The organism is Streptomyces sp. SAT1, from assembly GCF_001654495.1.
GTDB lineage: Bacteria > Actinomycetota > Actinomycetes > Streptomycetales > Streptomycetaceae > Streptomyces > Streptomyces andamanensis.
The window spans coordinates 5,572,367-5,591,918 of sequence record NZ_CP015849.1; the positions used below are offsets into that span (position 1 = coordinate 5,572,367).

11 protein-coding genes are annotated in these 19,552 nt (G+C 75.2%); 5 read left to right on the forward strand and 6 right to left on the reverse strand.

Annotation, left to right across the window (positions count from 1 at the left end; genetic code table 11):
• Window positions 1–35 precede the first annotated feature (35 nt).
• The 5 genes from A8713_RS24055 to A8713_RS24075 are packed head-to-tail and all read right to left on the reverse strand — an operon-like array spanning window position 36 to window position 5,288.
• The gene (locus A8713_RS24055; RefSeq protein WP_064535658.1) at window positions 36–860 is read right to left on the reverse strand and encodes a 2,3-dihydro-2,3-dihydroxybenzoate dehydrogenase; all 825 of its coding nucleotides are present in this window, start codon (window positions 858–860) and stop codon (window positions 36–38) included.
• Window positions 857–2,341, reverse strand: coding sequence for an amidohydrolase family protein (locus tag A8713_RS24060; RefSeq protein ID WP_064535659.1), 1,485 nt, complete (start codon window positions 2,339–2,341; stop codon window positions 857–859). Before A8713_RS24060 ends, A8713_RS24055 begins: the two co-directional genes overlap by 4 nt.
• A complete protein-coding gene (locus A8713_RS24065; protein WP_079159104.1) occupies window positions 2,341–2,610 on the reverse strand; it encodes a phosphopantetheine-binding protein in 270 nt (89 codons plus the stop codon). The genes A8713_RS24060 and A8713_RS24065 overlap by 1 nt, the downstream gene beginning before the upstream one ends.
• A gap of 1 nt (window position 2,611) precedes the next feature.
• Window positions 2,612–4,231 (reverse strand): (2,3-dihydroxybenzoyl)adenylate synthase, encoded by a 1,620-nt coding sequence (locus A8713_RS24070; protein WP_064535661.1) that lies wholly within the window; start codon window positions 4,229–4,231, stop codon window positions 2,612–2,614.
• Window positions 4,224–5,288, reverse strand: coding sequence for a ketoacyl-ACP synthase III family protein (locus A8713_RS24075; protein ID WP_064535662.1), 1,065 nt, complete (start codon window positions 5,286–5,288; stop codon window positions 4,224–4,226). Before A8713_RS24075 ends, A8713_RS24070 begins: the two co-directional genes overlap by 8 nt.
• Window positions 5,289–5,936: 648 nt before the next feature.
• On the opposite strand from A8713_RS24075, the gene A8713_RS24080 reads away from it, so the two are divergent.
• Window positions 5,937–7,247, forward strand: a complete 1,311-nt coding sequence (locus A8713_RS24080; RefSeq protein WP_064535663.1) for a phenylacetate--CoA ligase family protein — start codon at window positions 5,937–5,939, stop codon at window positions 7,245–7,247.
• Window positions 7,248–8,055: 808 nt separating this feature from the next.
• On the forward strand, window positions 8,056–13,197 hold the full coding sequence (locus tag A8713_RS24085; protein ID WP_064535664.1) for a type I polyketide synthase: 5,142 nt from the start codon (window positions 8,056–8,058) through the stop codon (window positions 13,195–13,197).
• 314 nt (window positions 13,198–13,511) lie between these two features.
• Here A8713_RS24085 and A8713_RS24090 read toward each other — a convergent pair whose 3' ends face one another.
• On the reverse strand, window positions 13,512–14,210 hold the full coding sequence (locus A8713_RS24090; RefSeq protein WP_064535665.1) for a TetR/AcrR family transcriptional regulator: 699 nt from the start codon (window positions 14,208–14,210) through the stop codon (window positions 13,512–13,514).
• Window positions 14,211–14,530: 320 nt separating this feature from the next.
• Here A8713_RS24090 and A8713_RS24095 point away from each other — a divergent pair, with 320 nt between their 5' ends.
• The 3 genes from A8713_RS24095 to A8713_RS24105 all read left to right on the forward strand — a co-directional run bounded on the left by A8713_RS24095 (window position 14,531) and on the right by A8713_RS24105 (window position 19,515).
• Window positions 14,531–16,078: an MFS transporter gene (locus A8713_RS24095; protein WP_064535666.1), complete on the forward strand. Its 1,548-nt coding sequence runs from the start codon at window positions 14,531–14,533 to the stop codon at window positions 16,076–16,078.
• 246 nt (window positions 16,079–16,324) lie between these two features.
• A complete protein-coding gene (locus A8713_RS34740) occupies window positions 16,325–18,925 on the forward strand; it encodes a BTAD domain-containing putative transcriptional regulator (RefSeq protein WP_079159106.1) in 2,601 nt (866 codons plus the stop codon).
• 323 nt (window positions 18,926–19,248) lie between these two features.
• Window positions 19,249–19,515 (forward strand): acyl carrier protein, encoded by a 267-nt coding sequence (locus A8713_RS24105; RefSeq protein WP_018564633.1) that lies wholly within the window; start codon window positions 19,249–19,251, stop codon window positions 19,513–19,515.
• Window positions 19,516–19,552: the final 37 nt, after the last annotated feature.

Here is a 19,552-nt window from a genome sequence, read left to right on the forward strand (position 1 = left end):
CCGGGGGCGGTACGGGACGGCCGGCGCGGCGGGCCTCAGGCGCCCAGGGCCGCGCCGCCGTCCACGGTCAGGTCCTGGAGCGTGATGTGCGCGGACCGGTCGGACAGCAGGAACAGCACCGCGTCGGCGATGTGCGCGGGCTCGGCGATCCGGCCCAGCGGGATACCGACCCGGTACGCGTCGGGCACCCCGTCCACCGAGGCGCGCACGGCCGCGTCGCCCTGAAGGGCGGTGAGCATCGACGTACGCGTCGAACCGGGCGCCACCACGTTGCAGCGGATGCCGTGCCGCCCCAGCTCCAGACCGAGGCACTTGGTGAACATCGCCGAGGCGGCCTTGGACGCCGCGTACGCCGCCATCGACGTGCGCGGGGTGAGCGCCGCGTTGGAGGCGATCGTCACGATCGAGCCGCGCCCGCGCGGGACCATCAGCCGGGCCACCGCACGGCTCACCCGGAACACCCCGCCCGCGTTGACCGCGAGCGTGTGGTCCCAGTCCTCGTCGGAGAACTCCTCGGCGGGGCCGCTGTGCAGCACCCCGGCACCGTTCACCAGGTAGGCGACCGGGCCGAGTTCGGCCTCCGCCTTGGCGACGGCGGCGTCCACGTCCGCGCTGTCGGTGACGTCGGCGGCCACCGCCAGCACCGTGCCGCCGGCCGCGCTCAGCTCCGACGCCAGCTCGCGCAGCGCCCCCGGCTCGCGGTCCAGCAGCGCCACCGGGACACCGGCCGCCGCCAGCGCGCGGGCGATCTCGGCGCCGATGCCGCCGGCCGCGCCGGTGACCACCGCGCTGCCGGACCACTCGGCGCCCGCCGTGCCCGCCGTACCTGTTGTTCCTGTCGCCGTGAGGGTGTCGCTCATCGGGCCACCTCCGCCAGTACCGGGTCGACCGCTTCCGCGGGAACGCGCAGGGCGCGGGTGGTGAAGCCGCGCAGTGCCTGGAGGTAGCGGTCGCGCAGCGCCGCCTCGTCGACCTCCACGCCCCGGCCGCCCTCCACGAGGGTCCGGCCGCCGACGATCACCGTGTCCACGTCCGCCGAACCGGCGAGCCACAGGAAGCTCTCCAGCGGCCGCGGGTTGAGCAGATAGCGCCAGTCGTCCGTGCGCACCAGCAGCAGGTCGGCCTGCTTGCCGGGCTCCAGGCTGCCGACCGCGTCGTCCCAGCGCAGGCCCTTCGCCGCGATCCGGGTGGCCATCGCCAGCGCGTCGGTGGGCAGCACCTCGGTCTGGTCGGCGCTCATCTCGTTGTACATCTGCCAGGCCGCGCGCATCGTCTCGGCGATGCCCGCGCCCGGCAGCGCCGCCGCGTCGGTCGACAGCGACACGTCCAGACCGGCCCGGCGCAGCGCCGGGACGACACCGGTCTCGGTGAGCGCGGACTCGCCCGACGGGCCGTACTTGCCGGGGGAGTGGGAGATGTGCGCCCGCCCGGCGAGCATCAGCTTCTGCTCCTGGTCGTCCAGGAAGGCGCTGTGCCCGGCCATCAGCCGCTCGTCGACGAGACCCGCCTCCGCCAGCCGGCGCACCCCGGTCTCCCCGTGGTAGGCGCGCATCGCGTCGGCCTCGTTGCGCAGCGCGCCCACGTGCGTGGCGAACGGCAGGTCGTGCCGCTCGACGAGTTCGGCCATGCCGCGCGCCAGCTCGTCCGTCATGTTGGTGACGTACGAGACGTTCGGGCGGCACCGGATGCGGCCCGTGGGGTCGGCGGCGACGGCGCCGAGCAGCGCCTCGAACCCGGCGAGCACCGTGTCCGCGTCCCGGGTGCGCACGAACCGCGACCGGTCCGGCGCCAGCACCGCGTCGCTCGCCCAGGTGGACGCCGAGAAGCGCATCCCGAGGCGGCGGGCCGCCTCCACCATGGCCAGCGGCCGGTTGAGCGAGCCCATGTCGCCGAGCGTGGTGACACCGCCGCGCAACTGGATCCACATCGAGTACTCGGCGATGGCCCGCGCCTCGTCCTCGGTCATCGCCTCGATGAGGCCGTCGAACCGGTCGAAGGTGGCGGAGATCTGGTGCATGTCACCGCCGCCGCCCATGAACGCGACCTGGTCGGCGCGGTCGGAGGGCGGGCGCAGCGCGCCGCGCATGGTGAAGCCCATGGCGAACATCTCGTGCCAGTGGGCGTTCACGAAGCCGGGCAGCACCATCATCCGGCTCGCGTCGAGGCGGCGCAGCTCCGAGCGCACGGCCGGGTCCAGCGCCTGGACGGCGTGCTCCACCTCGGCGGCCGGACCCACCGCGACGACCTTGTCGTCCACGGTCAGCACCGCCCCGCGGGCGTGCACGGACTCCTGGGCGTCGGCGGTGTAGACGGTGCCGCCGGTGATCAGCCGGGCCCCCATCACGCCGCTCCGGGCGCGGTCGGCGCGGAGGCGCGCAGCGAGTCGAAGTGGGCGAGCCAGCCGCTCAGGGTCGGCGCCGCGACCAGCGCCTCGAACTGCACCGGGACGCCCGCCTTGCGCCAGCGGCTGACCAGCCGCATGATCTCCAGCGAGCTGAGCCCGAGCAGCACCAGACTGGCGTCCGGCTCGATCCGCTCCGGCGCGAGGCCCAGTACGGGCGCGACGGTGGCGCGCAGTTCGTCTTCGGTCGGGAATGCGGTGATGTCCACGTCAGCCTTCCTGCTCGGACGCGGCATGTCGGGCCAGCGCCTTCTTGTCGACCTTGCCGAGCGGGGTCAGGGGGAGTTCGGGCAGGTAGTGCACGAGATCGGGCAGCTTGTAGTCGGCCACGCCCCGTGCGTGCACCGCCTGCTTGAGGTCGGCCAGGGCCACCTCGGGACCGCCGGCCACCAGGAACGCGCAGATCCGCTCGCCCAGGAACTCGTCGGGTACGCCGATGACGGCCGCCGCCGCGATGTCCGGGTGGGTGAGCAGCAGGTCCTCGACCTCACCGGCGGCGATCTTGTCACCGCCGCGGATGATGGTCTCCTTGATCCGGCCCTCGATGACCAGGTCGCCGTCCTCGGTGAGCCGGGCCAGGTCACCGGTGCGGAAGAAGCCGTCCGGGGTGAAGGCCCGCCGGTTGTACTCGGGCACCCGGTAGTAGCCGCGCAGCGTGTACGGGCCGCGGGTGACCAGCTCGCCGATGCCGCCGGGGGGCAACGGGGTGCCGTCCTCGCCGAGGATGAGCACCTCGTCGGCGTCGGAGACCGGCCGGCCCTGCGTGGTGAGCACCGCGTCGGCCGGGTCGTCCGGGCGGCTGAAGGTGAGCAGGCCCTCGGCCATGCCGAACACCTGCTGGAGCCGGGCGCCCAGCACGGGCTGGATCCGCTCCGTGAACTCGCGGGTCATCCGGGCCCCGCCGACCTGCACCAGCCGCAGCGTCGACAGGTCCTCCCCGGACCACTCGGCCGCCTCCAGCCACAGCGTCATGATGGACGGCACCATCGCGGTGACGGTGACGCCGTGCTTCTCGATCAGCGGGAAGCAGTCCAGCGGGTTGGGCGTGTCGGCGAGGACGGCGGTGCCCCCGGTCAGGAACGTGCCGAGCAGACCGGGGCAGCCGAAGGCGAAGTTGAACTCGATGGGCAGCACGGCCAGATACACGTCGTCCTCGGCCAGCTCGCACACCGCCGCGGCCCGGCCCGACATGTACACATAGTCGTCGTGGGTGCGCGGGATCAGCTTCGGCAGGGCCGTGGTCCCGCCCGACAGCAGGAAGAACGCCACGTCCGACGCGTCGGGTTCGGGCAGCGGCCGCGGGTCGGGGACCGCCGTCTCCAGCTCGGCGACCGAGACGAACCCCTCGGTCTTGGCGCCCAGCACGAACAGCGTCTTCAGGGTGGTGGTCTCGGCCTTCACCTGCCGGGCCAGCTCGCGGTGGTCGTGGCCGCGGTGCGACTCGGGCACCAGGAAGCCCACGGCGCCGCTCAGCTCGACCAGGTGGACCAGTTCGGTGGCCCGGTGCGCGGGCAGCGAGAAGACCAGTTTCGCGCCGAGCCGGGTCAGCCCGAAGGCGATCGCCACGAACTCGGGCACGTTCGGCAGCTGCACCACGATCCGGTCGCCGGCCCTCAGCCCGTGCGCGGCGAACCCGGCGGCCAGCCGGTCGGCCCAGCGGTCGAGTTCGGCGTAGCTGATGCGGCGTTCGCCGTGCACCAGCGCGGTCCGCTCGCCGTGGCGGCGGGCGGCCTCGCGCAGCACCGTGCCGAGCGTGTCACCGCGCCAGATGCCCTCCTCGCGGTAGCGCGCCGCGATGTCCTCGGGCCAGGGGACGCAACCCTCAAGCATCGCCGCCCCCCTGGGAGCCGGCGGCGGACCCGGGAGCTGCCTCGGCGATCCGCACGACGGCGGCGCCGGCCTCCATGCCGGTGCTCGCGCCGATCAGCAGGACGTGGTCGCCGGGCCCGACCTGACCGGTGCGCCACACGTGCTCCAGGCCCAGGAAGAGGTCGGCGGCGCCGGTGTGCCCGATCGTGTTGACGTGGTCCCAGACCGTCTTCTCCTCGGGGACGTCCAGCGGCAGCAGGAACATCGCCTCCAGCGCCGGCCGGCCGAAGCCGACGTGGCACACCTTGGCGATCTGGTCCCAGGACACGTCGGCCTGCTTCAGGACGCGCTCGGTGACCTCCGCGACCCGGTCGCCGAAGTTCTTGATCGGCGGGGCCTGGCCGGCCGCCCACTGCTCGCGGACCTTCTCGGCGCGCTCGGCGAAGTTCAGCCCGCGGCCCCGGGTGACGCCGGGCGGGAACAGCTCCTCGCCGGCCCGGTGCAGGATCTCCATGGACGAGTCCGACAGCGAGTCCAGGGCGAGCAGTTCGGCGAAGCCGGAGCGGCGCGAGAGCACCACGGCCGAGCCCGCGTCGGCGAGCACGAACAGGCCCGAGGCGCGCCAGCGTTCCACCCCGGGGGTGGAGTAGTTGTCGCCGGTGGTGATCAGCGCGGCGTCGTGCGTCGGGTTGGCGATCAGCCGTGCGGCGGCCACGTCCAGCGAGGCCAGCATGCCGAGGCAGCCCTGCTTGATCTCCACGGCGGGCACCGGGCGGTCCACGGTGTTGTTCAGGATGTAGTGCACCGCCGACCAGCCGTCGGGGCCCTGGTGGTGGGTGTAGCTGTGCAGCAGGATGCCGATGTCGTCCGCGTCGTGCCCGGAGGACTCCAGCGCGGCCCGCGCCGCGTCGATCGCCATCTGCGGGGCCGGGGTCGAGGCGCTGACGGCGGCCGAGCGCATCCCGGAGGACTGCCGCGCCTCCTCGTCGTACAGCCCCTCCGCGACCGCCCGCTCGGCCGGGAACAGGGGCGGCAGGTGGCTGCCGATCCCGGCGAGATACAGGTTCGCAGTCCTCATCGAGCCGACTCCTTCATGTCCTGTGCGTGTCCTGGCGAATGGGTGGGGGAAGAGGTGGGGGAGAGGCGTACGGCGGTGCGGGTGGTGCGGTGCGGCGCCGGTGGCGGCGGCGGTGGTGCCGGTGGCGGCGGTGGCGGCGGTGCGGGTGGTGTGGTGCGGTGCGGGCGGTGGCCGGACAGGTGCCGGGCGTGCTCCGGTGGCCGCCGGGTGTCTCGGCCGCAAGCACAGCACCGGGGCCGCCGGACCCTCATGAGTAGGCGGTACTCAACCGGTCCTCGGCCGCCGCCCGGACCCGGCGCGCCCGCAGCGGCCCCGGCCACGGCGGCGGCAGGGCGCCCACGTGCGGCGGCGGGGCCCCGGGCCGCCCGACGGGCCCGGTGGGCGAATTGAGTGGCGACTACTCGCGTTGCCGCCCCGCCCCCGGTGATGTGCTGCCTTCAGCGCAGCCGCCGCGTGACACCTCGCGCGGCCGGGGCCTGTCCTCCCGGATCCCTGAACGGCCGCGGATCCCCACGGATCCGCGGCCCGCGGGTTCCGCGGAGCACAGGACAGCACCGGGCGAACGCCGGTGAGCGGGGCGCGCGTCGGCCCCGCGGCCCCGGGCTGATCCGTACGACAGGCCCCAGGGCACACACGAGGGAGATCCCAATGTCGCGCTCGCGTCCGGAACTTGGTGACTGGTCGAGCCCGGCCGAACTGGCCGAGCTCCAGCGGTCCCAGCTGCCGAGGGTCCTCGCGCAGGCACTCCGTTCGCCCTTCTACGCGGCCCGCTACCGCGGCACCACACCGCCGCGCACCGCGGACGACTTCGCCGGCGTCGAGGTGACCGCCAAGCAGGACCTGCGCGACCAGTACCCCTTCGGGATGCTCGCGGTCGGGCGCGAACACCTGGCCACCTACCACGAGTCCAGCGGCACCGCGGGCGAACCCACCGCCTCCTACTACACGGAGGAGGACTGGACCGACCTCGCCGAGCGCTTCGCCCGCAAGTGGACCGGCATCCACCCCTCCGACACCTTCCTGGTGCGCACCCCCTACGGCCTGGTCATCACCGGCCACCTCGCCCAGGCCGCCGGCCGGCTGCGCGGCGCGACCGTCGTCCCCGGCGACGCCCGCTCGCTGGCCACCCCGCTCTCCCGCATGGTGCGCGTCCTGAAGACCCTCGACGTGACGCTCACCTGGTGCAACCCGACCGAGATCACCATGCTGGCCGCCGCCGCCAAGGCCGCCGGGCTCCGGCCCGACCAGGACTTCCCGCATCTGCGGGCCATGTTCACCGCCGCCGAGCCGCTGACCGAGGTGCGCCGCCGCCGGCTCAGCGAGATCTGGGGCGGCATCCCGGTCGTCGAGGAGTACGGCTCCACGGAGACCGGCACCATCGCCGGGCAGTGCCCCGAGGGCCGGATGCACCTGTGGGCGGACCGGGCGATCTTCGAGGTGTACGACCCGAGGACCGGCACACTTTCCGAGGCGGGCCGCGGCCAGATGGTCGTCACCCCGCTGTACCGGGACGCGATGCCGCTGCTGCGCTACAACCTCGCCGACGACGTCGAGGTGTCCACCGACCCGTGCGGCTGCGGCTGGCTGCTGCCCACGGTCACCGTGCTGGGGCGGGCCGGCACCGGTCACCGGATCGGTCCGGCGACCGTCACCCAGCAGCGTCTTGAGGAGCTGGTGTTCTCCCTGCCGGCCGCGTACGAGGTGATGTTCTGGCGGGCCAAGGCCCACCCGGACGTGCTGGAGCTGGAGTTCGAGGCGCCCGAGCCGGTGCGGCAGCGGGCCGTCAAGGAGCTCGGCGCCTCGCTCGACCGCGAACTGGGGGTCCCGCACCGCATCACCGGCCTCGCCCCGGGCACCCTCGTCCCGGCGGAGGCCCTCACCGCCCAGCGCGACATCCTCAAGGCCCGCTACCTCTTCGCGGAGGACGAGGACTGGGACAAGGCGGTCATGTACTTCTGACGCCTCGCGGGCGGAGGGGCGGTGCGCGGGTGCAGGGGCGGCGCGCGGGCGGACGGGCGGCGCGGCGGCCAGTCCCGCACCGGACCCGGCCTTCGCCGGACCGGCCCGCCCGGGTCCGGTTCGGGTCCGGCCCGGCGCGGGGCCGGCCGGGTCCGGTCCGTCCGGGTCCGGCCCGGCGTGGGGCCGCCTGGGGCTGATCCGTCCGGGACCAGCCCGCCTGGGACCGGTCCGCCCAGGACTGGTCCACCTGGGACTGGCCCGCCTAGGGCCGGCCCACCTGGGACTGGCCCGCCTAGGGCCGGCCCACCTGGGACTGGCCCGCCTGGGGCCGACCCGTCCGGGACCGGTCCACCTGGGACTGGCCCACCTAGGGCCAGCCCGCCCGGGACTGGCCTGCCTGGGGCTGGCCCATCCGGGACCAGTCCGCCTGGGACTGGCCCATCCGGGACCAGCCCGCCCGGGGCCGACCCATCCGGGGTCGGCCCGCCCCGAGACGGTCCCCCCGGTACGGGACCGGTGGGCCTGCCCCGTACCGGCCCCGGTACAGGCCCGCCCCGCCCTGGGACGGGACGTCCGATGCCTCGCCCGCCCCGTTCCGCCCCGGCCCATACGGGCCCGCCCCGCCCCGTTCCGCCCCGGCCCATACGGGCCCGCCCCGTCCCGTCCCGTCCCGTCCCGGGACGCCCGGCGCCGGACCCGTCCCGTTCGTTCCGCCGCCCGTCCGCCCGCCCGTCTCCCTGCCCCGTCCCGACGCCTCCTTTCCCACGCCGTCCGCCACGGACGGCGCCGACTCGTGAGCGGTGAACCCATGAGTGAGCTGTCCCCCCTGCCCCCGAGCCCCACGGAACCCATCGCCGTCATCGGCATCGGCTGCCGCTTCGCCGGCGGCGCCGACTCGCCCGAGGCGCTGTGGGACCTGCTGATGGACGCGGTGGACGCGTCCGGCCCCGTACCCGAGGACCGGTGGGCGCCGCAGCGCGCGCAGTCGCGGGAGAACGCGGCCGTGCTGACCCGCGTCACCCCGAACGGGTCCTTCCTCGGCGACATCGCCGGTTTCGACGCCGCCTTCTTCGGCATCTCGGCGACCGAGGCCCGCCAGCTCGACCCGCAGCAGCGCATCGCGCTGGAGGTCGCCTGGGAGGCGCTGGAGCACGCCGGTATCGCGCCCACCTCCCTGGCCGGCACCGACACGGGTGTGTTCGTCGGCGTCGGCACCGACGACTACGGCCGCCGGCTGCTGGAGGACCTGCCCGGCGTCGAGGCGTGGACGGGCATCGGCTCCTCGCTGTGCGGCGTGCCCAACCGCATCTCCTACACGCTCGACCTGCGCGGCCCCTCCCTGGCCGTGGACACCGCCTGCTCCTCCTCGCTGGTCGCCGTCCACCAGGCGTGCGCGAGCCTGCGCGCCGGTGAGGTGCCGGTGGCGCTGGCCGGCGGCGTCATGCTGATGGCGGGCCCCGGCCTGACCACCGTCCTGGACCGGGCGGGCGCCATCTCCCCGGACGGCCGCTCCAAGGCCTTCGACGACGCCGCCGACGGCTACGGCCGCGGCGAGGGCTGCGGCATCGTCGTCCTCAAGCGGCTCTCCGACGCCCGGCGCGACGGCGACCGCGTGCTGGCCCTGATCCGCGGCAGCGCCGTCCACCAGGACGGCCGCACCGAGGGCATCATGGCGCCCAGCCCGACCGCGCAGGCCCACCTGCTGCGCAAGGCGTACGAGGCAGCGGGCGTCGCCCCGCACGACGTCGACTACGTCGAGGCGCACGGCACCGGCACCCGGGTCGGCGACCCCATCGAGGCGAGCGCGCTCGCCGAGGTCGTCGGCGACCGGCCCGAGGGCGCCCGGCCGTGCCTGATCGGCTCGGTGAAGTCCAACATCGGGCACTGCGAGGCCGCCGCCGGCATTGCCGGGCTCATCAAGACCGCGCTCGCCATGGAGCACGGCACCATCCCGCCCACCCTGTCCACCCGCGGCCCGCGCGGCGACATCCCCTGGGAGACCGCCGGACTGCGCCTGGTCACCGAGGCGACCGCCTGGCCCGGCTCCGACCGCGCCCGCCTGGCGGGCGTGGCCAGCTACGGGTACGGCGGCACCATCGCGCACGTCGTCCTCGAACAGGCGCCGCCCGCTCCCGCCGCCGAGCCCGCGGCGGAGCCCGCCGAGGCCGGGACGGCGACCCTGTACCCGCTCTCCTCCGGCACCGGACTCGGCATCGTCGGCCAGGCCGCCCGCCTCGCCGCCGCGCTCGACGGCCACACCCTCGCCGACACCGGCCACACCCTCGCCCACCGCCGCGCCCACCTGGGCGCCCGCGCGGCCGTCGTCGCCGCCGGACGGGACGAACTCGCCGAAGGACTCGCCGCGCTGGCCGAGGGCCGCCCGCACCCGGCCGTCCTCACCGGCGAGACCTCGGGACCGGCCCGCCACCCCGTGTGGGTGTTCTCCGGGCACGGCGCCCAGTGGGCCGGCATGGGCCGCGAACTGCTCGCCACCGAGCCGGTGTTCGCCGCCGCGATCGACCGCCTCGGTCCCGTCTACGCCGAGGAGCTGGGCGTCACCCCGCGCGAGGTCCTCACCGGCGACGACCTCGGCTCGGTGGACATCATCCAGTCCATGCTGTTCGCCGTGCAGGTCGGTCTGACGCGGGTCTGGCGCCGCCACGGCGTGCGGCCGGGCGCCGTCATCGGCCACTCGGTCGGCGAGATCGCCGCCGCGGTCGCCGCCGGGGTGCTCAGCGAGGAGGACGGCGCCCGGCTGGTCTGCCGCCGCTCCGTGCTGCTGCGCCGGGCCGCGGGCAAGGGCGCGATGATCATGGTGGACCGGCCGTTCGACGAGGTCCGCGAGCACATCGGCGACGACGCCACCCTGTGCGCGGCCATCGCCGCAGCGCCCTCCTCCACGGTCGTCGCCGGTGACGTCCCGGCCGTGGACAGGGCCGCCGAGCAGTGGGCGTCGCTGGGCTGGACCGTCCGCCGCATCGACTCCGACGTGGCCTTCCACAGCCCGCACATGGACGGCGCCGCCGCCGACCTCGCCGTGGCCGTCGCCGACCTCGAACCCCGTACGCCCGAGGTGCCGCTCTATCTCACCGCCGTCGAGGACCCGCGCTCCGGGCAGCGCCAGGACGCCCGCTACTGGGCGGCCAACCTGCGCAACCCGGTCCGCTTCCACCAGGCCGTGCAGGCCGCCGTCGAGGACGGTCACCGGCTGTTCCTGGAGATCTCCGCGCACCCGGTGGTCAGCCACTCGATCACCGAGGTCGTCGCCAACCTGCCCGGCGCCCTCGTCATCCCCAGCCTGCGCCGCCGCCAGCCCGAGCGGACCGCGCTGCTCACCTCGCTGGGCCGGCTGCACTGCCACGGCGTCCCCGTCGACTGGTCGGTGCTCCAGCCCGCGGGCACGCTGACCGCCCTGCCCACCGCCGCCTGGCAGCACGAACGGCACTGGGTCGACGCCCGCACCGGCACCGAGTCCCCGGTGGACACCCTGCTCGGCACCGAGACCGCGGTGCACGGCTCGCGCACCCGGGTCTGGCAGACCACCCTCGACCTGCGCACCCGCCCCTACCCGCGCCGCCACCCCGTCCTCGGCACCGAGATCGTCCCGGCCGCGGTCCTCATCAACACCTTCCTCACCGCGGGCCGCACCGACACCCTGTCCGACCTCAGGCTGCGCCAGCCGGTGGTGGTCCCGCAGACCGAGACGCGCGAGGTGCAGATCGTCCGCGAGGGCACCGCGCTGCGGCTGGTCTCCCGCCGCCTCGGCGCCCCCGACACGGCCTGGTCCACGCACACCTTCGCCACCGCCGGCGCCGACGGCACCGAGGAGGCGGCGACCCCGCTCCCGGTCGTGCGGGGCCCCGAGGAGCTGGACCCCGGTCACGTCGTGGAGCGGCTGGCCGAACTCGGCGTCGCCGACATGGGATACCCCTGGACCATCGACACCCTGCACCGCGGCGAGGGCACCCTCACCGCCGTCGCGAGCGCCCCGCTGGACCGCAGCTGGGCCGCGATCCTGGACGCCGCGCTGTCCATGGCCTCGGTGATCTTCTCCGGCCCGGCCGTGCTGCGCATGCCCGCCCATGTCGACCAGGTCACCCGGACCGGCCCGGCGCCGCGCCGCGCCGTCATCGCCGTACGCCTGGACGCGGACCGGCCCACCTCCGTGCACGTCGACATCCGCGGCGAGGGCGAGGACGCGGGCTCGCTGCTGTCGCTGCGCGGTCTGCACTACGGCGAGCTGGACGGCGACCTGTCCGGCGAGGAGCAGAGCACCGACGGCCGCTTCGACGTCGTCTGGCAGCCCTTCCCGGTGGACGCCGCCGCCCCGACCCGGCTGACCGGCCGCACCGTGCTGGTGCTCGGCTCCACCGAGGCGGCCCGCGCGCTGGTGCCCGAGGCCGCCGCCCACGGGGTGACCGTGAGCGCCGACCGGGCGGCCCTGGCCGAGGCCGACCACGTCCTGTTCGCCCCCGGACTGCCGGACGGCACCCAGGGCGCCGAACCGGCCGATGTGGCCGTGGAGTTCGCGCGGCTGGTGGCCGACATCGCGGCGCTGCCCGGCCGCAGGCCGCTGCTGTGGTGCCTGACCTCGGGTGTGCGCGAGGCCGTGGACGCCGACGCGCTCGCCCAGTCCCCGCTGTGGGGCATGGGCCGGGTCGCCGCCAGCGAGCACCCCGAGTTCTGGGGCGGGGTCGTCGACTTCCCGTCGGGACCGCCCGCCGAGCTGCCGGTCCGGCTGCTGTTCGGGCTGCTGCACCTCCGGCCGGCCGAGCCCGTGGTCGCGCTCACCGCCGAGGGCGTGCGGGTGCCGCGGCTGGCCCCGGCCGAACTCGTCCCGGGCGGCGAGCCGTTCGCCTGCCGGCCCGACGGCACCTATCTGATCACCGGCGGTCTCGGCGTGCTCGGACTCGAACTGGCCGGGCACCTCGCCGAGCGCGGCGCGCGCCGCATCGTGCTGCTGGGCCGTACGCCGGTGCCGCCGCGGTCGCGGTGGTCCGACGACGACCCGCGCGTCGCGGCGCTGCGGCGGCTGGAGGCGGCCGGGGTCACCGTCCGCACGGTCGCCGCCGACATCACCGACCCGGTCGCGACCCGCGCGGCGCTCGACGCGCTCGAACTGCCCCCGGTGCGGGGCGTCGTGCACGCCGCGGGCACCGTCCACAGCGCGCTGCTGCACCGGCTGGAGGCGGACGACCTGCGGGCCGTGATGCGGCCCAAGACGGACGGCGCGCTGGTCCTGCACGAGCTGTTCCCGCCCGGTTCGACCGACTTCTTCGTCCTGTTCTCCTCCGCCGGACCGCTGCTCGGCCTGCCCGGCCAGGGCGCGTACGCCGCCGCCAACACCTTCCTCGACGTGCTGGCCGCGCACCGGCGCGCGGGCGGCCACGGGGAGACGGTGTCCCTCGCCTGGACCAGCTGGCGCGGGCTCGGCATGGCCACGTCGGCGGAGGCCACCGACGTCGAACTCGCCGCCCGCGGCACCACCGACATCGCTCCGGACCGCGCGCTGCGGGCCTTCGACCAGACGGTGGGCCACCCGTCGAGCGCTCTGGTCGCCGTGCTGGGCCTGCGCCCCGGGCACACCGGACCGCGTCCCGCGCTCCTGTCCGACCTGGCCCTCGGCGAGGCGGGGCAGCCTGCCGAGGTGCCCGACTGGGTCGGTCTGAGCGGCGACGAACTGACCGCGTACCTGCTCGACGGGGTCCGCGCCCGGGTCGCCGCCGTCCTCGGGGTCCAGCCCGCCGCCGTGGGCGACCACCGCCCGCTGAGCGAGGCCGGCGTCGACTCGCTGCTGGCCGCGGCGCTGCGCGTGGCGCTCGAACGCGACCTGGGCGTCGCACTGCCCGCGACGCTGCTGTGGAACTACCCCACGGTGGGCGAGATAGCGGGCTATCTGACGGCCGTCCTCAGCGACGACCACGCCGACCAGGGCCAGCCCACGGCCTGACCCGACCGCTACGACGGCGGCAGCCCCGGCCCCCTCCGAGGGGGGCCGGGGCTGCCGCCGTTCGGCTGTGTGGCTGCACCTGTGGCGACTGTACGGCCGTACGACTGTACGGCTGTATGTACGGGGCGGAGGTGCCGGGCCGGGGACGGCGGGGCCGGGCGGCGCGGCGCGGCCGTACGGGCGCTGAGCGGGCTGTGCGTGGGGGGGTGCCGCTGTCCGAGGGAGCCGGGCGAGGGCGCGAGGACGCGGGCGGCGCGGCCGGGGCGCCGGGACGGGCGGTCGTCCGGGCCTCCCCGCCGCGCCGTCAGGTTGTTTCAGCGGGACGTCAGCATGGCTTCCGCGCCGTCCAGGGAGCGTTCGACCGTGAAGCGGAAGAACTCCGTCTCCTGCGCGGCGACGGCCGCGGGGTCGGTGCTGCGGGAACGGGCCGTGGTGCCGGCCGCGGCGAGACCCGGATGCGTCTCGTCCTCGGCGAAGGCGGCCATCGCGCGCCCCATCTCGGCCCGCGCCGTGGGGAAGCTGCCCCGGTCGTCCTCGACCGCGACCAGCGTGAACGCGCAGTTGAACAGGTAGCGGTACACCTCGGGCGCGTGCGCGCCGAACCCGGCCTTCAGCAGGACCCGGATGCCCGTGTCGATGGTGGGGAGCGCGGCGGGCACGTTCGGGCCGACGACGCACAGCCGCCGGGCCACGCCCGGGAACTCACGCAGCACGGTGCGGCCCTCCGACATCACGGAGCGGAACCAGTCCCGCCAGGGGACGTCGTCGTCGGGCACGGGTATGCGCGAGATGACGCGGTCGGCCACGCCCATGACCACCGCCTCGCGGTCCCCGACGTGGTGGGCGATCACCCCCGGCCAGACGTCGAGGCGCGTGGCGATCTGCCGGATGGACCAGCCGTCGAGTCCGCGTTCCCCGGTCAGTTCGACCGCGGCGTCGATGATCTTCTCTGCCGTGATCGGCGGCAGACCCGCCGACGCCCGGGAGCGGCGGCGGGGAGCTGAGTCTGACATGACGAAAGACCTCACACTGGGGCGCTGTTCCGTCAGCGCTGGGATGCCAGGCGGCTCGCAAGGCATGGTCAACACTAACCTATTAGCCACTGTCTAAGAGTCTGGTGTAGAGTCTTAGACAGTGGCTAAGAGAGGTCCTCCGGCCTCTTCGGACGCCCTGTGCGCACACCTGTGCGCGGAGGGTGGACGACCCGCCGCGGCCCGGCGGCCGGGACCTGTCTCCCCGCCTCCTGCTTCCCCTTCCCGTCCCTGTGTGCGTCCGGCGCGGGTCCATCCCTTCCCCGCCCGCGCCGGCCCCCCTCCCCGAGAGGCTCCACGCCATGCGCAAATGGATGCCGCTGCTGGCCGTGTGCCTGGGCACCTTCATGCTGCTCATCGACGTGACCATCGTGAGCGTCGCCCTGCCCCAGATGACCGACTCGCTGGACACCTCCTTCTCCGCCCTCCAGTGGGTCGTCGACGTCTACGTCCTCGTCCTCGCCGCCCTGCTGATGGCGCTCGGCTCGCTGTCCGACCTGGCCGGCGACCGGCGGGTCTACCTCGCCGGACTCACCGTCTTCGCCCTCTCCTCGCTCGCCTGCGGCCTGGCCACCAGCAGCGAGGCGCTGATCGCCGCGCGCGGGGTGCAGGGCCTGGGCGCCGCCGCCATGTTCGCCACCAACACCGCGCTCATCGCGCGCAACTACGAAGGACGCGACCGCGGTATCGCGTTCGGCATGTGGGGCGCGGTCAACGGCGCCGCCGCAGCGGCCGGACCGATCCTGGGCGGCATCCTCACCGAGCACCTCAACTGGCGCTGGATCTTCCTGGTCAACCTGCCCGTGGCCGCTGTCGCCCTCTACATCGGCGCCCGCTTCCTGGCCGGCTCGGAGACCCGTACCGACCGCCGCGTCGACCTGCCCGGCACCCTCGGCTTCACCCTCGTCGCCACGCTGCTGATCTTCGCCCTGATCCGCGCGGGCGAGGACGGCTGGGGCGCCGGCAACACCCTGGCCCTGTTCGGCGGTTCGGCGCTCGCGCTGGTCGTCTTCCTGCTGGTCGAACGCGGGCGGCGCGACCCCATGCTCGACCTCGGGCTGATGCGTACGCCGTCCTTCGCCACCCTGATGGCCGGTGCCGTCATCTTCAGCGCCGCCGCCTTCGCCAACCTGGTGTTCGTGTCGGTGTGGGCCCAGTCGGTGCTCGGCTTCAGCCCGGTCAAGGCCGGACTGATCCTCATGCCGTTCAGCGGTGTGTCCTTCCTCGCCGCGGGACTGGGCGGCCGGTTCCTGGCGAACGTGCCGCCGCAGTACCCGATCGGCGGCGGACTGCTGCTGATCGGCGGCGGTTCGTTCCTGGAGATGTTCGTCTCCGGCACCTCCGGCTGGACCGGGCTGCTGGCCGGCTTCCTGGTGGCCGGTGTCGGCGTCGGCATCGCCTCGCCGATCCTCGCCTCGGCCGCGCTGGCGGCGGCGCCACCGGACCGCGCGGGCATGGCGGGCGGCGCGGCCAACACCTTCCGGCAGCTCGGCTTCGCGCTCGGCATCCCGGCCGTCGGCACCATCCTGTCCGGCGCCGTGGCGGCCAAGCTGACCGACAGCAAGCTGTTCGCCGACGCCGACGCCGCGGCCGAGCTCGTCACCGGCGGGCAGTCCGGCGCCGTGCTCGGCGCGCTCCCCGCGCAGTCCCGCGCCGCGGCGCGGCGCGTGGTCGAGGACGCCTACGCGGCGGGCCTCGACCGGGTCTTCCTGCTCGGCGGTCTGGTGGCCGTCGTCGCCGGTGCCCTGGTGCTGCTCCTGGTGCGCGGTGCCGCGACTCCCGCGTCCGGCGGGGACCGTCCGGGCGCCCCCGGGGTCAAGGCGTCGGAGGAGGGCGTTCCGGCGGTGTGACAGACGGTTTCGGTGACTTTCCGCGTAACCGTCGGGAAAACCCGCATGACGCGTCCGGGAAAGCCCGGATTTAAAGCGGAGGGATTCGTTCCGGAAATATGCCCCTGGGATTCACTCATTGTCAGGGGGGCAAGTTCCGCGTGACGAATCCCTCCCTTTTACGCTTCGCCCACCGAACGCTCCGCGCGTGCGGTAGAGATTCTGTTGTCCGGATGTGTGCTCGAGAATGCACGTGAAGGGTGGGGGATGACTGCGGGGCGCGAGAGAGACGGCCTGCGAGCCGCTCGTATCAAGGCGGGACTGACCCAGGAAGAGGTCGCCCGCCGGGCCGGGATCAGTGTCAGGACCGTACGGCACATCGAGCGCGGCGAGGTGCACACCCCGCGCCACGACTCGCTCGACCGCCTCGCCCGCGTCGTCGGGTACGACCTGGCCGCCCACGGCCCCCGCCCCCGCGGCGGGCCCGACGAGCGGGCCGCGGCCCCCTACGAGATACGCCTGTTCGGACCGCTGACCCTGTTCCGCGCCGGACTGCCGGTGGCCGCCCCGCCCAAACTCCGAGCCCTGCTCGGCCTGCTGGCCGTCCAGCCCGACCAGGTCGTCGGGCACGAGGAGATCGCCGACGCCCTGTGGCCCGGCGACGCCCCGCCCGGATACGCCGGACTGGTCCACACCTACGCCGCCCGGCTGCGCCGCGTCTTCGGCCAGGGCACCGGCGGCCGGGGCGGCGGCCGCCGCATCGGCACCGTACGCGGCGGCTACGTCTTCAACAGCACCGGCGTCCGGCTTGACCTGCACCAGTTCGAGGAGCGCGTCGCACGGGCCGCCCGGACCGCCGGGTTCGACCCGCTCAGCGCGCTCGAACTGTACGGCCAGGCGCTGCGCGGCCGGCAGGGCCGGATCCTCCAGGACGTGCCGCAGCTGTGGCAGCACCCCGCCGTCGTCCGCGTCGCCCAGCGCCACATCGACGTGGCCAGCGACCTCGCCGACCTGGCGCTGCGGCTGAACCGCCCCGGCTACGCGGTGGAGCACCTGGTGACGGCCACCCACGAGGACCCGCTGCACGAAGGGCTCCAGGCGCGGATGATGCTCGCCCTGGCCGGGTCCGGCCGCCGGGCCGCCGCCCTGCGGCTCTTCGCCGACCTGCGCTCCCGGCTGCGCAAGGAACTGGGCGTCGAGCCGAGCGACGAGGTCTGGCGCGCCCGCCACGCCGTCATCGCCGCCGACACCCCCGAGCCGCTGCCCCAGCCCGGCGCGGCCGCCCTCGCGGCCCCGGCCGCCTGGCCGCCGCCCCAGCACCCGCGGCGCGCCCCGAAGCTGCTCTCCGCCATCGGACGCCAGCCGACCGCCGGGTCCCGGACCGCACCGCCGGGCCTGCCCCCGGCCGCGCCCGGCGGACCGCGGAACCTGCCGGGCGCCGGGTCCCGCGGCCTCCGGGCCGCGGCCGCCGCGGGGGACCGCCCGCCGGGCGCGGGGGCGCACGGCGCGCCGGCCGGGACCGCGCGGGAGCCGCTGACGGCGTATCCGCTGGACAGGCTGCCCGAGCAGGCGCCGGGCGCCTCGGGCGCCTCGGGCGAAGAGACCCTGGGCGCGCCCGGGGAGGTGTCCGGCGGCCACGCGCAGGACGTGTGGACCGGCCACGCGCAGGATGTGCGGACCGGCCGGGTGCGGGACGTGCCGGTCCCGGATGCGCAGGAGTCCCCGGCCTCCGGTGCGCCGGACCGGCCCTCCTCGGGTACGGCGCCCCGGCCGGCCCCGGGCGCGGCGGCGCAGCGGACGGCTCCGGGCACGCCGCCGGCCCGGTCCGCCGGGGGCGCGGCGCGCCGGTCGTCCCCGGGCTCCCCGGGCTCTCCGGGCGGGGCGCCCCCGTCTCCCCTGGGCATGCCGGTGGCCCCGCCGTTCCCGGGCCCGGGACCCCAGCCGCCCCTGGGCTTCCCGGCCCGGCTGTCGTCCGGGACACCCGCCCAGCCGGCCGCCGGGCCGCGCCCGCAGCCCGCGCCCGGCCCGCCCTCCCACGGCCCGCTGCGGGTCATCGCGCCTCCGGCGCAACTGCCCGCGACCACGCCCTGGTTCGTCGGCCGCGACCAGCAGCTCGGCGCGCTGAACGCCCTGCTGACACGACGGCAGTCGGACACCGCCTCGGTGAGCATCGGCGTCCTGCACGGACCCCGCGAGGTCGGCAAGACGGCGCTCGCCGTCCGCTGGGCCCACCAGCGGCACGAGGCGTTCCCGGACGGCCAGCTCTACGCCGACCTCCAGGGCGGCTCCGGCCGGCCGGTGCCCGCGGCGACGGTGCTCACCCGCTTCCTGCGCTCGCTCGGCGTACCCGACGCCTGGGTGCCCGGCACCTGCGAGGAGGCGGCGGCGCTGTTCCGCAGCATGGTCGCGGGCCGCCGCTTCCTCGTCCTGCTCGACGACGCCGCCGACGCCGCCCAGGTCCGCTCCCTCCTGCCCGGCACCCCCGGCAACCTCGTGCTGATCACCAGCAGGACCCCGCTGGCCGACCTCGTGACCCGCGAGGGCGCCGTGCCGATCCCCGTGGACGCGCTGTCGCCGGCCGAGGCGCACGCCCTGATCGAGGCCCGCCTCGGCGCCGAACGCACGGCCGCCGAACCCGGGGCCGTCGCCGAACTCGTCGCGGTCTGCGGCTCGCTGCCCGTGCCGTTACGCGAGGCGGCCGTGCGCCTGGCGGCCGAGCCGCGGCTGTCCCTGCGGGCCCTGGTGGACGAACTCGTCCGCACCGGCCCGGGATCCGGCCGCACCCGCCGGCCGCCGCTCGTGCCCGGCCGCTCCGGCGCCGCGCGCAACGCGGACGCCTCGTCGCGCGTCTTCGGCTGTCAGGGCTGACACGGGCGCTGACAGCGGCGCCCCAGGCTGACATCGCTATCAGTATTACCCCGCCTCCGGGGAACGCCCCAGCTCAGCGCGTGGAATACCGGAGGACGGCGCACGCCTGCCCTTTCCTCGCGGCCCCGGAAGGTTTTCCCGGGGCCGCTCGCAGTTGCCCGAAGAGGTCCGCGGTCATAGGTTCGATGTCGCGGACAGGGTCCGCCGTCCGGCCCCTTGTGGCCCTCTTAGCTCAAGAATCTACGCGCCTCCACAGGGGGCGTCCTCCGGGAATTCCACCCACCCCCGGCAACGCGCGAAAAGCCGTTCGGAGAGGATCGGAAATGGTGAAAATCACGGCCGAGGAGGCCCAGAAGTGGCTGATCGATGAGATCGCACAGCGCTTGGGCACCGACCCGTCCCAGGTCCCGCCGGACCAGTACTTCGACGAGCTGGACCTCGACAGCACCGCCGCCCTGATCATCGCGGGCGAGATGGAGAAGTGGCTCGGCTTCGAGCTGGGCACCACGGCCCTCTGGTACCACCCGACCATCGAGGCGCTCGCGGCCCACATCGCCGAGGAGTCCGAGCGGCGCACCGCCGCGGTCTGACGTCCGGAGGACGCCGGACGGCCACCGGACGCCGCGC

What these genes read in the sequence shown, in the direction of transcription:
- A8713_RS24055 (WP_064535658.1), bottom strand. Translation starts at nt 860, where the DNA reads ATGAGCGACACCCTCACGGCGACAGGAACAACAGGTACGGCGGGCACG.
- A8713_RS24060 (WP_064535659.1), bottom strand. Translation starts at nt 2,341, where the DNA reads ATGGGGGCCCGGCTGATCACCGGCGGCACCGTCTACACCGCCGACGCC.
- A8713_RS24070 (WP_064535661.1), bottom strand. Translation starts at nt 4,231, where the DNA reads ATGCTTGAGGGTTGCGTCCCCTGGCCCGAGGACATCGCGGCGCGCTAC.
- A8713_RS24075 (WP_064535662.1), bottom strand. Translation starts at nt 5,288, where the DNA reads ATGAGGACTGCGAACCTGTATCTCGCCGGGATCGGCAGCCACCTGCCG.
- A8713_RS24080 (WP_064535663.1), top strand. Translation starts at nt 5,937, where the DNA reads ATGTCGCGCTCGCGTCCGGAACTTGGTGACTGGTCGAGCCCGGCCGAA.
- A8713_RS24085 (WP_064535664.1), top strand. Translation starts at nt 8,056, where the DNA reads ATGAGTGAGCTGTCCCCCCTGCCCCCGAGCCCCACGGAACCCATCGCC.
- A8713_RS24090 (WP_064535665.1), bottom strand. Translation starts at nt 14,210, where the DNA reads ATGTCAGACTCAGCTCCCCGCCGCCGCTCCCGGGCGTCGGCGGGTCTG.
- A8713_RS24095 (WP_064535666.1), top strand. Translation starts at nt 14,531, where the DNA reads ATGCGCAAATGGATGCCGCTGCTGGCCGTGTGCCTGGGCACCTTCATG.
- A8713_RS34740 (WP_079159106.1), top strand. Translation starts at nt 16,325, where the DNA reads ATGACTGCGGGGCGCGAGAGAGACGGCCTGCGAGCCGCTCGTATCAAG.
- A8713_RS24105 (WP_018564633.1), top strand. Translation starts at nt 19,249, where the DNA reads ATGGTGAAAATCACGGCCGAGGAGGCCCAGAAGTGGCTGATCGATGAG.